General features: G+C 35.0%; 11 protein-coding genes. 3 read left to right on the top strand and 8 right to left on the bottom strand.

Annotated elements, in window-relative coordinates:
* Positions 1-375: 375 nt before the first annotated feature.
* The 3 genes from ACTB0X_RS08870 to ACTB0X_RS08860 form a co-directional block, all read right to left on the bottom strand.
* The gene (locus tag ACTB0X_RS08870) at positions 376-1,233 is read right to left on the bottom strand and encodes a hypothetical protein (protein WP_463024643.1); all 858 of its coding nucleotides are present in this window, start codon (positions 1,231-1,233) and stop codon (positions 376-378) included.
* A gap of 120 nt (positions 1,234-1,353) precedes the next feature.
* Entirely contained in the window at positions 1,354-1,905 is a 552-nt protein-coding gene (locus ACTB0X_RS08865; protein WP_463024651.1) for an acyl-CoA thioesterase, read from the bottom strand.
* A gap of 68 nt (positions 1,906-1,973) precedes the next feature.
* The gene (locus tag ACTB0X_RS08860) at positions 1,974-3,815 is read right to left on the bottom strand and encodes a PLP-dependent aminotransferase family protein (protein ID WP_463024642.1); all 1,842 of its coding nucleotides are present in this window, start codon (positions 3,813-3,815) and stop codon (positions 1,974-1,976) included.
* Positions 3,816-4,263: 448 nt separating this feature from the next.
* On the opposite strand from ACTB0X_RS08860, the gene ACTB0X_RS08855 reads away from it, so the two are divergent.
* Positions 4,264-4,455, top strand: coding sequence for a CsbD family protein (locus tag ACTB0X_RS08855; RefSeq protein ID WP_463024641.1), 192 nt, complete (start codon positions 4,264-4,266; stop codon positions 4,453-4,455).
* A 94-nt stretch (positions 4,456-4,549) separates the two neighbouring features.
* Here ACTB0X_RS08855 and ACTB0X_RS08850 read toward each other — a convergent pair whose 3' ends face one another.
* From ACTB0X_RS08850 to ACTB0X_RS08830, 5 genes are all read right to left on the bottom strand, one after another.
* On the bottom strand, positions 4,550-5,539 hold the full coding sequence (locus tag ACTB0X_RS08850; protein ID WP_463024640.1) for a hypothetical protein: 990 nt from the start codon (positions 5,537-5,539) through the stop codon (positions 4,550-4,552).
* Between the two features lie 150 nt (positions 5,540-5,689).
* Positions 5,690-7,423, bottom strand: coding sequence for a hypothetical protein (locus ACTB0X_RS08845; protein WP_463024639.1), 1,734 nt, complete (start codon positions 7,421-7,423; stop codon positions 5,690-5,692).
* Positions 7,424-7,703: 280 nt separating this feature from the next.
* Positions 7,704-9,455, bottom strand: a complete 1,752-nt coding sequence (locus tag ACTB0X_RS08840; RefSeq protein WP_463024638.1) for a sensor histidine kinase — start codon at positions 9,453-9,455, stop codon at positions 7,704-7,706.
* 1 nt (position 9,456) lies between these two features.
* Complete coding sequence (locus ACTB0X_RS08835) at positions 9,457-10,095, bottom strand: response regulator (protein WP_463024637.1); 639 nt, start codon at positions 10,093-10,095, stop codon at positions 9,457-9,459.
* A gap of 121 nt (positions 10,096-10,216) precedes the next feature.
* The gene (locus tag ACTB0X_RS08830) at positions 10,217-11,911 is read right to left on the bottom strand and encodes a T9SS type B sorting domain-containing protein (RefSeq protein ID WP_463024650.1); all 1,695 of its coding nucleotides are present in this window, start codon (positions 11,909-11,911) and stop codon (positions 10,217-10,219) included.
* 405 nt (positions 11,912-12,316) lie between these two features.
* Here ACTB0X_RS08830 and ACTB0X_RS08825 point away from each other — a divergent pair, with 405 nt between their 5' ends.
* Positions 12,317-14,362, top strand: coding sequence for a M13 family metallopeptidase (locus ACTB0X_RS08825; RefSeq protein WP_463024636.1), 2,046 nt, complete (start codon positions 12,317-12,319; stop codon positions 14,360-14,362).
* Between the two features lie 146 nt (positions 14,363-14,508).
* Positions 14,509-15,297 carry an O-methyltransferase gene (locus ACTB0X_RS08820; RefSeq protein ID WP_463024635.1) on the top strand — a complete coding sequence of 263 codons (789 nt, stop codon included), beginning with the start codon at positions 14,509-14,511 and terminating at the stop codon, positions 15,295-15,297.
* Positions 15,298-15,319: the final 22 nt, after the last annotated feature.

The raw sequence follows: 15,319 nt of genomic DNA, 5'->3' as shown, positions 1-15,319 counted from the left end.
AGCACCTGCCTTACAAGCAGGGGGTCACTGGTTCGAATCCAGTATCGCCCACCAAGATTAAAGCCGTTTCAAAACTGAAACGGCTTTTTTTATGCACTAAAATCTTTATTCCTGAATTAGTATTTAGATCAAGTTTAAAGTTCAAATGGTTCGTCCCGATAGCTATCGGGACCAATATCGCCCACAAAAAAAGACTCTCTTGATTTTCAAGAGAGTTTTTTTTTGCCTTCTATTTTTTGCCCAATTAATTAAGAGAACCCAGTTTTTTTATGGGATATATCCCCAGAGTAATCATTATTTTCGACCAAATAAATGGATAAAGCATTCTTTTAGTATAACCTTAAAGACTATTAAAAAGCTTTATTCTCTTACTTTTTAGACTTCTATCCGATAGCTTATTTTTATTTCTCCATCAATAATCAATCTCACAAAATAAACAGGCTCAGTATAAGCTGCCATATCAAATTCAAAATTTAAGACATGGTCTCCACGAGGCGTAACAGGCTTATTAAGTAACTCTCTTACGATTATATTCTGTTCGTTAAAAAGACCTATGGTTACTGCTGATGTTTTCACTAACCCATATTCAAATTTACCTCCTAAAGTTCTGACAGCTAGAGATGGTCTATTATAATTGGTTAAATAATCAGTGGTATCTTTCTCAGGAATTTCTCTTCCTGTAATTTCTGATACAAACTTTTGAAGCGCTTCTGCTTCGACTTCGTTAAACCCGGCTATCTCGTCAAGGCCTATATTATTTGAAATCGTCCAAATCGCATACTGACCAATCGTGTTATAGGTTTCAAGAGCTTGAACCTTTTGGCTAACTTGCAATAAATGCTTTTCAGCCATTGGACCAAGAACATAACGTTCATTTTGGGCAGGACCTCTATTTTGCCTTTGAGTGCACATAGCATTCAAATCTAATGACTTTTCGGAGCCGGGTTCTAAAGCTATCAACTCTGACTTAACCACTATCATATCTTGAACAGAAGAATCTTGAGTTAGGAATCTTTGCCCGTTTTTAACATTTAGAATAAATGAAAAATCACTTACACTCTTCACCTTAAGCTCTATGGGTTTATGATAATGCGGACTTTCTATATTTCCTTTTATATCCAACTCAATTAGCTCCTGATCAACAGCCTCTTGCAAAGAAATAATTTTAGTAGACTCCGGATTTTTGTACCCTAAAAAAATAAAGAGAATCAATAAAACGAAAACATCCTTCATAAAAATAGCTTTATATCGATAACGCAGATTAAGCAATAATATTTCTATCCTTATTTTAAACTTAGAATTAATAATGAATTCGGAGAGTTGGATTTATGGGTAAAGAAACTTAAATGTAACCTACCTCTCCAACTGAATCTTTGCATTCATACTTTCAATCAGCTTCATGTGATCTTCTGATTTAAACTCAGCTTCGTGAAAGTTCTCTTTTCTTGTGCGCGCTTGATTTTGCCTTCTCACACTTCGGGCAAATCGTCGAATACTTTCCTCTGAATCTAGAATTAAACCGGGTACAGGAACACTTACACCATCATCATCTTTGGCCACCATAGTAAAATAAGAAGAGTTGCAATGTTTAATAGCACCTGTTTTTATATTTTCGGCCTCTACTCTTAATCCCACTACCATAGAAGTGCGACCTGTGTAATTGATAGATGCTTTCAAGGTCAGCAATTCGCCCACTTCTATTGGATTCAAAAAATCGACCCTATTCACAGAAGCAGTGACACAATAATGTCCTGAATGCTTGGATGCACATGCAAAAGCAACCTGATCCATCAAACTCAATACAAATCCGCCATGAATAACACCTCTAAAATTAGAATGCGAAGGCAACATTAGCTGTGTCATGATAAGTTGTGAATCTTTACTATTCTTAAATTCCATATTCAGCAATTTGAAGTTTAATTCTGTTTAAGGTAATATAATTCATCTCATATAATGAGAATGTATTCCAATCATCAAATACTTTCAACAAAGGCTGCAAATACTTTTTTATGCAAGTCAAGGTCTAAATTTGGCGACAAAGAGGCACGAACGATATAATCCTTATCTCCTTCTTTGGTAGTTCCTTGCGTAGAAGTAGCCGGAATGGTCCAATAGCAGCCTTTTAACTGGCCATAGCTCACACAGAATTTACTCTCATTTGGAATTTGAGTAATCATCAAATTGATGAGCTTCAAATTCAATGCTCTTTTATGGGCTTCTTTTTCTTCAGGAGTATTTCCTTTTGTAGGCAAATCCAACGAAAAAACAGATGGTGTAAAACCTTCGTAAGCTAACTCTTCAGAAACAAAATTGATTTTAGCCGTTGGCAATGTCTCCTTAATAAAGTTGACAAACTCCCTTGTATTTTTATACGCATCGATGATTCGTTGATTCATTGATGGTAGCTGTCTGGCTAATATTTCATATTGAAGAGTCGTTGCTTCATTGTCGCACAACTGAAGGTGTGTTTCGATTTTATGCATCAGAGCAGCTGCCTTTTTATTGGCAACACAATAACCTGCGGTGCATTGGCCTCCGCTCGGAAATTTAGAACCACTTGCATACGAAATTGTACGAACCGATGAAAGAATTTCTGCCTCACCTAAGAAATGAATGTTGGGACAAAATGTTTGATCCAAAATAAAAACTGGGTCAATAGCTGCTTCACTAGATGCCGTTTTACGCTCAGAACATAAAGCAGCTTTCAATTGATCCATATCTGGCACTTCCACTCTCGGATTGGTCGGAATTTCTGCAATAATATAAGGAACAGCATCTTCGTTTGCGATTTTATCCAACACAATATTGATGCTTTGTACCATATCGTTGTCGCCATCTACAGGCAAATCAACGACCTCAACATTATCCAAGCAAGCCGCAACTCGACGGGCTTGGTCATTCGTTCCTCCATAACAATTTGGCGGAACAATGAATTTAATCGCCTTTCCTGGGTGCTTTTCAATTGCTTCATGAATTAATCCCATCATTATGGCATACTGAATCGACAATCCGCTAGATGCCACGATTGGCGCAGCTTCAGTTTCAGTTATGGATTGAATGGTTTTTAAAACCTGTGCTTTATTTGTATCCCGATTACTTTTGTTTGCGTTTGGCATTTGATCCGTCAACAATTCCAAAGCAGTCAGGCAGTTAATAGGTGTCATCGAAATGGTTTCTCTTCTTCTCACGTGCTGTATTTCTGAAACATAAGTTTCATTTTCAGCTTCATTCACAACAATCACGCTACCTAAATCAGCATGAATTGCAATGTAAAAATCTACCGATGACTGTAATTCAAAAGCTCCAATTTCGGTTTGCTGAGAAATAAAAACAACACTGCCATCAAAATTGGGAATGGCATCAGCATTCTCTACTTTCTTTAATTCAAAATGATAGCCATACACTCGACGCACCAATTCTGCATCGAAGCAGTTAGGGAGTTCGCCACTGTATGTGATTAATGTATTTTTATTCTCAAGTAAGTTCTTTCTTAAAATGGCCAAAATTGGAACCGACTTTGAAGAAAAGCTGATTACATTGTTAGAATTGAGGTGGTTCAATTTTGCAATCCCCCATTCCAACACGCAAGACAATGGATGCCCCAAACGGATGTAATCGTATGCCGTAGGCAATGCATTTAGCGCTGCTGCATCTGAATTATTGGCCTGATATAGTTCTTCGAACTGATCTACAAATTGAGTTTTAGCCAACGATTCATCATAAATATCTAGTCGATGAGTGGTTATTCCCAACCAACCAGCTGGCATTTTCGCTATTACTTCTTTTATGAAGTTCTTGATTTTATCGTTGTTCATGAGTTTCACTTTTTAAAGCCCCCAAAATTATACATTATACCTCAATTGGACTTTTAAAGAAGCGGTTACTCTTGCTTAAACTTTGTGAAATCCTACTAGGTAATAGTTGTAATTCATTGCAAATTAATTTCAACTGCTCTCAAAACAAGTACTAATAACTCCCTCCTAGTTGAATATTTATGTCTAATCAAAATAGCTCTCTCAGCATACTGAAAAATAATGCATTAAAAATAAGAGAACCCTTTTTATTATAAATAGCATCTGACTCCTGCTCCATTGGCAAAATAATCCACCTTTTGATGTAACCTTTCCTCACTTTCGAATCCTTTCAAAATCAATCAATTTAATGTAGTCCGCTAATTAACAAACACCTAAACTTCCACTATTCATTTTGGAACGTTTCTCGCATTTAGTTAATTCAAACAGTATAAACTTAAAAATTACTATTATGAGTGCGACAAGCGATAAATTAAAAGGAAATTGGAATCAATTCAAAGGAAAATTAAAGCAAGAATATGCTGACCTTTCTGAAGACGATTTAAAATACGAAGAAGGTCAAGAAGATGAATTGATAGGTAGAATTCAAGAGAAAACAGGAAAAGCCAAAGAAGAAATCAAAAGCTTCATTGACAAACTGTAATTCTCTAATAGAATGAGAAAGCCGCTTCTAATTGCTTAGAAGCGGCTTTTTTATGTTCATTTATTTAGTTTGAACCAGACTGCATTTTCAAGTATTACTGTGCATCCACATTTATGGACAACGGGAAAAATGGAGGGGTATCACGTGAACTTTGATTCATCAAAACATTATTGGTAGTGATTCGAGTCTTTCCATTTACTAATTCTACTTTCAATTTTACACCAGAAGCGATGGAATAATGACCGTCTTTGTAATAGGCAATTAAGCAATCTAACCCCTGTTGAATTTTAGAAGATTCATAAGCAAAAGTATTTGCTAAGCTTCCAATTACAGTGTAATCCCCAGGAGGAGGAACACCAAGATTTGACTTAAAATAAATGTAAATTTCTCCGTTATTTATGTCCACATAGTTACTAGAACCTGTGCTTATTCGAGTAGCCGTAATAGTAGTAACCGTATTGTTGAATACGTATTGCATTGAGCTAGGTGCAACTCCATTCTCTACCCCAAGGTGAGGATCACCACCTAAATTTCCAGAAACATTGATTTCGGCAGGCACTAATGGCGAACCTATTGAAGTGTATTGCATCATTTTTACATTATTAAAAATGTAATGTGTATACCCATCAATCTTTTTAATTTCTAGAGTACCTCCAGTTGTTGTGGTCATATAAAAAGAATAAACACTAGAATTTACATTAATTCTCATATTTACCTTTCCTGACTCAGTCACTAGGCCCGAAGTTGACTCAATAAAAGTATAGACTCCTTCTGCGGGCTCATTCAGTCCATTCTGAGTATCTGCATTACTAAAGAAAAATCGAATGTCTTTTGCATTTGAAGAGTTTGCGTTTAAATTAGCGGCAGCTTGTCCACTTGCAAATCCAAAACCAGTTGCTCCAATCAATTCATTACCTATTAAAATAGTATTCTGTTTTACAGTTGGCGTAGGTTTAGTTGTGTCTTTGGGGTTCTCTATAATTGGATCCTTTACATCCGGTTTATCATCCTCTTTTTCACAGCCAATTAAGGTCAACATACTCAAGAAAATTAATACGGTTAAATTTTTCATCTTTGTTTTCATAATTTTTAATTTTAAGTTGATTTGATATATTATTAAATTTATTCACAGTCAATTACAAAGGAAAATCATGATTAAAGACTCCCTTTTGTTTTCAGTGAAATTTGGAAACAAGCCCAGTAATTCTAATATTTAAGTAGCGATTTGATTTTTCTATTTTTTTACCTTTGCTAGAATGAGCTCGGTATCTTTTGCCTTTTTAGACAATGTGCGTCCTAGAAAAACAATGGCATCATCAGAATCCAATAAAACAGGATTATTGCCATCAATTACCCATTCTCCTTTCCCAAGGTGCTGAATGCCTTCTGATGAACATTTATCTAGATCGAACTTCACAAAATGAAGATTTGCTGCAAACAACCCTTTTACTTTTTTTGAGGTAGCACTCGTCCCATTTTCAAAAGGCAGATCGTTCAATTCATCAAATTCGTAAGTTGCCCAATACATTGTTTTAAAATCCTTTGAAAAGAATGTCTCATGATTGGTGTAGGTTTGCTCCGGTTTTATAAAGTATCGTTGCAAACTTCCTTTGTCATCGAAAATCATAGTCACCAAATTGCCTCTATCTTCAGTTGGTTTTGAATAAGAACCTGGTTTAAGAATCTGCTGAAAACTAATGATCAATCTATTATTGTTAAAAACTGCTCGTGCCTCACCACCTCCCCAAGCACCTATAGTTGACGATGGACAAATGAAAACAGGAACAGACTTAGTCTTTAGGTCAATACCCGACAAAATAGTCACAAGGGGCTGCGCTTCTTCAACACTTAAACCTTTGACCCAATCAATATTGCCGCTATTATTCACACTAACGATCTGAAAATTTGGTAATTCAGCAGGAACATTCAGCATCAACTTCCCAATTTTGATATCACTAAAATTGGTATAGCCAGGCATTTCAATCATGGATTTTGCATCCTCTCCTGCTGCTCCAACAATAAAATATCCATCATCCTTTTTAATGATTTGGTTCGCATTCCAAAAGCTATATTTTAAGTTAGAAATTGTTCTATACTTTATTTCAAAATTTTCTCCATCGATATAGATTAACTCCAGAAAATCGGGATTACTCAATGGCACTGATTTAGCATATTTTTTGGCTGCCTGAGCGACAATTATATAATCCTTTTTACCATTTCCTACCTCAATTGGAAGCACTTTTAAAGAAATATTGGTTTTAAATGGGATGTATATTTTTTTCTCAACATCCAGATTACTCCCATACCTTTTGAATACATAGTGAATCAATTCTTTTTCTGGATACACTCCATCAGTGGCGAATAATACGTCTCCACCTCCCGGAAAATTAAAAGAACTTTGTGCGATCCACTTTTGTCCTTTTTCTTCTTTTGCAATGACTGAATTTTCCTTTTTAGCTTCTATTGTTTCCCAACAATACTTTCCATCAAGATCAGTGTTCACTTTACCAAAAAAGCTAAAACTACTTACAGTGAAGTTCGTTATAGAAATAGTTGGAGAAACTGTAGTCGTATTCAAGTAATCTTTAGTGATGACAAAGCGTCCACCGCCGGGAACAAATTTTTCTCCAAAAACGGGAGCATAATCAAGTGCCCTCATCGTATTTTCAAACGCTTTCTCATTTTTGGTTTGAAAGTTTAAATCCTTATCGAATTTTAATTCTAGAAAACTCCAACCTACTCCTTTAAATGTTCGGTCTCCAAAGAAATTTTTATCCACATCGCAACGAGTGGTTTTTCCTAACTTTACAATGAGCTCCCCATTACTAGTTGATTCTCCTGGAAAAAATCGCCAACCTTTATGCAATTTTATTGAATCCAAATCGAAGGATTTGGCGGTAACTTCGACTTGCGACCACGCCGACGATACGAAAAATAGCAATGCGCCATAAATAATTACTTTTTTCATTTCTATTCTATTTTAGTGTCCTACAAATGTGACATGAAACAGAAAAAATAAATTCAGTAAATATTCTTGATTCAACTACGTAAAATTTCGTAAAATTCAACACAAAAAAACGTTGGCTAATTTACTAACCAACGTCCTACTCTAGTTAAAAACTAATTTAACTAACACTAAAATAGAGCAACTTTAAATATGTATCCTATTTCAAACCCAAAGTTGATGGATTAGATCAAAAGAATTTTCAGTAAATCATACCAATTCTTTACGAAGGAATACGTAAACATTATAATGGAACTCTTATTTGGCAATTTGTTCCATTACCTGGCGAAGAGTCAAAGTTCAATTGGCCATTTATCATTTCTACCCTACTATTGATACTTTGTAAACCTATTCCCTTTTTTATCTGATCTGAATCAAACCCAATTCCATTATCCTCTACAATAAATAAAATATGACTGGGTACAGACCTTAATACTATCACCACATTAGTTGCTTCACTGTGCCTAATTATATTATTAATTAATATTTGACCAATTCGATAAATGGCTATTTCTATCTTTTCTTCAAACCGACTCTTTCTATCAAAGTGGGTAAAATCATAACTAATTTCTAAAGGAATAAAGGTTCTTTCTAACAATTCTGTAAAAGCGTCTACCAATCCACTAGTTCTTAATACAACTGGCATCATTTGGTATGAAATTTCTCTAACTTCTCGGATGGCATTTGAAATCGAGTTCTCAAAATCAGTAATTGAGTGTGAAGATTCCGGGTTATTGATAATAGATCCTACTTTCAATTTCATAACAGTCAGATCTTGAACAATTCCGTCGTGTAGATCTTTTGCCACTCTATTTCGTTCCAATTCCTGCGCTTCAACTATTGCTTCGAGCTCCTTCCGTTTATACAATTCTTGTTGCACTTTGTCCTTATTATGCTTCCAAATTAAATAGGAAAAAGCGACCAAGGTTATTAACAGAAGAATTCCTCCAAAAAGTAATCGTTGAATGCGTTTCTCTGAATTTGAACGCTCGATTTCTATTCTTTTAAATTCATTCTCGTTTTCAAGTAATTCCTTTTCTTGTTCTATATTTTTTACTTTGTACTTCGTTTCTAATTCAATTAATTGTTTTTGAGATTCCTTTGCAAACATTTCACTTTGCAGCGATAGCATCTCATTTCTTATTCTTGATGCTTCTTCATACTTTTTTAACGACGTCAATACTTTGGCGTGAGTAGCCATTGTCATGTATAGGTCTTGCTTATTTTTTAAAGACTTTGCCAATACCATCGCCTCTTTCGTTTTTAAATACGCTTTTTCATTTGACTTCAACAACATCAACTGCTCCGCATAAAACACCAAATTCGAGCAGATTAATAAAGTATCATTCAACTCATATGCCTTTTGAGTGATATACTCAAACAATACATTCGCCTCCTTATGCATTCCTTTACGAACATACAAAGTAGCTAATATTCTTTTGCTAATTAGATTAGACAAAACTTGACTTTCTCCTATTTGGGTATTGATATCAATCGCACGTTTTAAATAGTTTTCTGCTCCATTGATGCGATTTTGATCTATCAGGATTCCACCCATATTACTATAGCAAGTAGCCTCAATTGGAAGTATTCCCTTTTCTTTTGCAAATTTTGAAGCCACATGAAAACTCTCAAAAGCCTTCATTTTATTATTGGAATAATATTCGATCATTCCAATTTGTTTTAGAAAACTGGCATGTGCAGAATCACACTCAGGAAACTTGGTAATACCAATGCCAAAGTGTGCAAATCGCATTGCTTTATCGTATTGATTTGATTTTGTTAACAATGAAATGGCACTATGCAAAACTGCAATTTGATCTTCTAAACCATATTCATTTAACTTTAATATTGAATCTACTGCATTCTCAAAATCATTTAATGTATTGTTTGATTGGTATTTCAAAAAAATAGCTTCAACCGCCCCACCAATATTGCCAGCCCAACAAACAGACAAGCTACTAAAAACAAGTATGATAGAAAAAGCCTTACGCATATCAGACTATATTGTTCTTCAAGGCAATACTTAAAAGTTTTCCGATGCTATTCACATCAAACTTTTGCATGATATTGTTCTTATGTGTTTCCACCGTTCGTGGACTCAAGAATACTTTTTGGGAGATTTCCTTTGGATTATACCCATCACATAAATACCGCAAAATCTCCAATTCTCTCTCAGTTAATTTTACATCTAAAAGAATAGGATCAGAATGTTTTGTAATTAGCAACCCACTCAGACTGCGCAGAACTTCCTTAGAATAGTAAATTTCATTTTCAGATTTAACCGCTTCTTCCAATTCTTGAAAGCTGCAGTCTTTATTTAGGAATCCAGAAGCACCAGCTTTTATACAATTTTCAATAATTAGCTTTTCATTCACCATTGAAAGAAAATAACACCTAATTTCTGGAAACCGATTCTTTAATTGTTCCAATGTATGATAGCCATTCCATTTTGGCATTTCATAATCCAAAAAGACTAAATCCGGCTTTAAAATAAGAGATTGTTGAAACAATTGTTGCCCATCTGGAAAAACAAGAACATCAATAACTTTGTCCATTGATTTAAGAAGACCCGCAATTCCATCTGCAACAATGCGATGATCATCTGCTAAATAAACTAATAATCCATTACTCATCTTTAGTCAACTAAAAAGCAATTGTGTGTCAACTAAGATAGTTTAAAAAATCAATTCTATATGTTATTGTTTTTAAATTAAATCTTATGTAGCACTCACACTAAGCTAATTGACTTACTATTTACCGCAAAAGTGTCAGCGTGCCCTTGCGGTTAAATTTTCCGGTGATAATGTAAACATAGGTTCCAGCTTGAGCTTTTTTACCACGGTACTCTCCATTCCATTTGAAATAGCAATCATTGGATTCAAAAATCAATTCTCCCCAACGATTAAAAATAGAAACCTGTAGTTCAAAAGGAGCAGCAAAAGTCAATTCGAAAAAATCGTTCACATAATCACCATTGGGTGTAAATACGTTCGGTACAAACAAATCGTCTGTACTCTCTAACACTTCCACTAATTGGGTCGATTCAGACTCACATCCATTTTCTCCTATTATTTTTAGCGTTACCGAATAACGTCCTGGCAAAAAGTTGTGTGTTGGATTCATATCTATAGAAGTTGCATTATCTCCAAAATCCCATAAATAACTCACTCCCGATAAGTCATTTGCTTGAAAGGAAACCATCCTGAAGTCGCCAATTGATGATTGCCATTTAAAAGTAGCATCAATTCTCACGACATGCACTATTACATTTACTGTAGTATCGCAACCCGTAGCACTAGATTTTACATATTTAAAATCAGCATTTGTAGAATAGTTTATTCCATTCACTTCAATAGATTCCCCTTCGCACAAAGTAAATTTTTTATTGATCGAAATTGAAGTAGAAAATTTAATTGTCGTAACGTGAATACTGTCGCAACCTTTGTTTGTCTGCAAAGTGTCAATAATAACAGCATTGGCGGAATAAGTTTGCCCATTTACAACGACCGATTGCCCATCACACTTATTGATGGTTTCTGCAGTACGAGCAATTGGCAACACATTCAATTGAGTCGTTAATAATGTATCACAACCGTTTGTTACTTTAATGGTGTCTTTATAGGAACCAGATACCTTCCTGTAAAGACCTTCTAAAAAGATTGAATCACCTTCACAAATGGAAGCATTCGCACTTTTTTGTTTCAAATTGTCTATTGAAACAGTATAAACCACAATACTGTCGCATTTATTAAATGACGGCAAAGTGTCTCTATAGATTCCAGCTGCAGTAATTACTTTCCCATTAATTATTACACTTCCTCCTTGACAAAAAGAAAGGTTCACTGTATTCTGAATATTAAAAGGATTGAATGTATTTCCAACACTTAAACAATTTACTCCACTAACTGTCCAACCTTGCACATTCACAGAATTAGATGATGGCCATGAATTAAACGAAGTACCGTCTGTACTAGTGTATCGAATACAGTTGTCACTTTTACGAACTATCTTTTTATGAAGTAATGCCCTACTTGTCCCATCTATTTTCGGTTCCACATCCGTTCCGAAGCAGTTGATCATGTCAACAAAAGTTGAATTTTGTACATTCGAAGCTGCAGGACCAAAAGTAATCGCTACCCCATCGTTTTCATTCGTTCCAGAAGAAATACTTGATAATACGATATCAAAGTTACACCCCATTGATCCGGTATGGTTATTTGCAATAATTTTAGTCTGATTAGAGGCTATTGTTCCATTTAATTGAACTGAAGCTTCAAACCTCAAATTTCCATTGGTGAAATAATGAAAATAATAGTTCGACAAATTTATCGTACTCGAAGTTGGATTATATACTTTAACAATAAAACCAGAACCTGGATCCCAATCTACAAACTCAGTAATCATTAAATCATTTAATTGCGCTTTAACAAGAACGCTAAATGAGAACACAATTGCAAAAAAGAAAGTCTTCAAAACCCTAAAAATTAAATTCGCGGCAAAAATACGACTCCCATTAAAAAAGAACGAATCCTTATATTAAGGTAACATTAAAGTTTTTTACCCCTAAATATCAACCAACTAAAAAATATTTTAAAAAAATACGTAGGTATTTACACATATTCTAAATAATTGTTTTATATTTGAAGTGTAATCAGGAATGATTACGGCCTTTCTAGAGGTTCATAATTCAGTAGTAGTTTTTTAGGGAATGGAAAAAGCGGATCGTAGATTCGCTTTTTCTATTTTATATTACTTTATCTATTCTACCTCCCTTCCATAAAAGTTGCCTTTTATCAAAAAATAAGTAGTTTCTGATTTCAAAGCGTTAAGTTTGTTTTCAAATTAACAAATCAGATGAAAAAAATATTACTAATTCTTCCTGTGGCTGCATTATTTGCATGTCAACAGGCACCGAAAGAGGAAGCGATCGAAACTCCTGCAAAGCCGAGTGGCTTTGAATTATCCAACTTAGATACGACTGTAGCACCTTGCGACAATTTCTATCAATACGCCATTGGTGGTTGGTTGAAGGACAATCCTATCCCGTCGACTGAAAGCAGGTGGAGCAGTTTTAATGTAGTTACGGAAGGTAACAACACTCGTTTAAGAGCAATCTTAGATGAGTACTCAGCAATGACTGATGCCAAAAAAGGCAGTAAGGAACAGCAAATTGGTGACCTGTATAAGAGCGCCATGGATTCTACCAAACAAAACGAATTAGGCGCACAACCAATTCAACCAATGTTAGCAGAAATTGCAGCATTAACAACAAAAGAAGCATTCATAAACCTTTCTGCCCAATATGCGACTAAAGGTATAGGGTCAATGTTTGGAATGTACGTTGGACAAGACGACAAAAACAGTGCGGCTTATATCACTCATATCTATCAAAGTGGATTAACACTTCCTGATAGAGATTATTACTTGAACGACGATGCCAAATCTATTGAAATTAGAGAAAAGTATGTTGATCACATTGTAAAAATGTTCACTTTATTAGGTGATGACAAAGCTACTGCAAAAAGTAAAGCAGCCACTATTCTAAAAATTGAAACTGATCTTGCAAAGGTCTCAATGAGCAGAGTTGAAAGAAGAGACCCAAACAAAACTTACAACAAATTTGCTTTTGATGATTTCAAAACAAAATTTAAAGGAGTTGATTGGGTCACTTACGTTTCAACATTGGGATTAAAAGGGGTAGACAATATCATTGTTTCTCAACCAGATTTTATCACCAAAGCGATAACCTATATAAAAGGATACAGCCTCGATGAATTAAAAATTTATATGTCATGGGGTGTTGTAGATAATTTCGCAGCATACTTAGGTGAAGATTTTGATCAACAAAACTTCAGTTTCTTTTCTACTACATTAAGAGGAACGAAAGAAATGAAGCCTAGATGGAAACGTTCTTTAGGTACTGTGAATGGTAGCTTAGGGGAATTACTAGGAAAAGCATTTGTAGAACGTCACTTCCCTGAAGAAAGTAAAGCGCAAGTAAGTGAAATGGTAGAAAACTTAAGAGCAGCATTTAAAGTTAGAATCGAAAACTTGACTTGGATGGGCGATTCTACTAAAGAGAAAGCTTTGGAGAAACTAGCTTCTTTCAATAAGAAAATTGGTTACCCTGACAAATGGAAAGATTACAGCAGTGTTGAAATAACAGACAATTTAGTTCAGAATATCATTAATGCGCGGATGTTTGGCCATAAAGAAATGGTGGACAAGCTAGGCCAACCAGTGGACAAAGATGAATGGTACATGACTCCACAAACTGTAAATGCGTATTACAGTTCTTCTCAGAATGAGATCGTTTTTCCAGCCGGAATACTTCAGCCTCCTTTTTATGACAAAGATGCTGATGCAGCTTTAAACTACGGTGGAATTGGAGCAGTAATCGGTCATGAATTCACTCATGGATTTGATGATCAAGGAAGCAAGTATGATGCTGAAGGAAACCTTAAAAATTGGTGGACAGAAGCTGACCGAGTTGCATTTGACGAAAGAGCCAACAAAGTGGTGGAGCAATTCAATGGCTTTGAAGCGTTAGACAGCGTATTTGTAAATGGTAAATTAACGTTAGGTGAAAACATTGCCGATTTAGGTGGTTTAATTTTAGCTTACCATGCAATGGAGAAATCATTTGAAGGCAAAGAAGTTCCTGCCAAAATTGATGGATTTACTCCACAGCAGCGTTTCTTCTTAGGATGGGCACAAGTGTGGCACATGAATATGACTGAAGAAGAATTGAGAAACAGAATCATTACTGATCCTCATTCTCCTGGTGAATACAGAGTAAAAGGACCATTGGCTAACCTTAGTGAATTTAGCGAAGCATTTGGTTGCGATGCAAACAGCCCAATGGTTGCAAAAGATTCTGTAAGAGCAGTAATCTGGTAATCATTTGATTTAAAAATAAATTAAACTCCTTTTCGATTATTCGGAAAGGAGTTTTTTTTGGATGCTTACGAAATATAGAGTCAATAAAAACCACTTCCGCTTTCAAAACACTTTTCTATTGAGCTCCAAAAAGGTAAATTCGCAACATGAATCAACTTCACGCCCTATTTCACTTTATTAGGCATTTATTGGTCTCCAAAAAAAGAGGACATGGCATTCATTCGCCTTTTATATACCAATTTGTGAAAGAGGTAATTGATTCAAAAGACCTCTACTATATTTTTGGAAGTATAGAATCTCTTCGGGCCAAATTATTATTGACCGAACAAAAAATCGCAGTTACTGATTTGGGCACTGGTTCTAAAACAACGAAAAATGCAAACCGAAGCATACAATCCATCGCGAAGAGCGCGTTGAAACCGAAAAAACAAGCGCAGCTGTTGTTTCGATTAGCGAAGCATTTCCAACCGAAAGTAAGTCTAGAATTAGGAACCTCTTTTGGATTAAGCAGCTTGTATTTGTCGCAATACAATTCTACCAATCAACTCTATACCATTGAAGGCTGTCCAAATATTGCCAAAGTAGCTCAGCTGAATTTCGAAAAATTAGGTGTTAAAAACATCCATTCAATCATTGGTAATTTTAATGAGCAACTACCAGTCCTTTTAAAAAAACTTAAAAGGGTAGATTTAGTTTATTTTGATGGCAATCATACTGAAGAAGCTACTTTAAACTATTTTGAAACATGCATTCCTTATATTCACAATGAAACCCTTTTTATATTTGACGATATATACTGGAGCAAAGGAATGACTGAAGCTTGGAAAAAAATAAAAGCAGATAACCGTGTAAAAGTAACAGTAGACACTTATTATTATGGATTCGTATTTTTTAGAAAAGAACAACCAAAAGAGGATTTTACCGTTTATCATTAAGTCCAATTAAATCCTATAGATT

The sequence above is a fragment of the Acidiluteibacter sp. genome (genome assembly GCF_055129545.1).
Note: the sequence above shows the minus strand (reverse complement) of the source record. Positions and strands in the feature narration are given on the sequence as shown.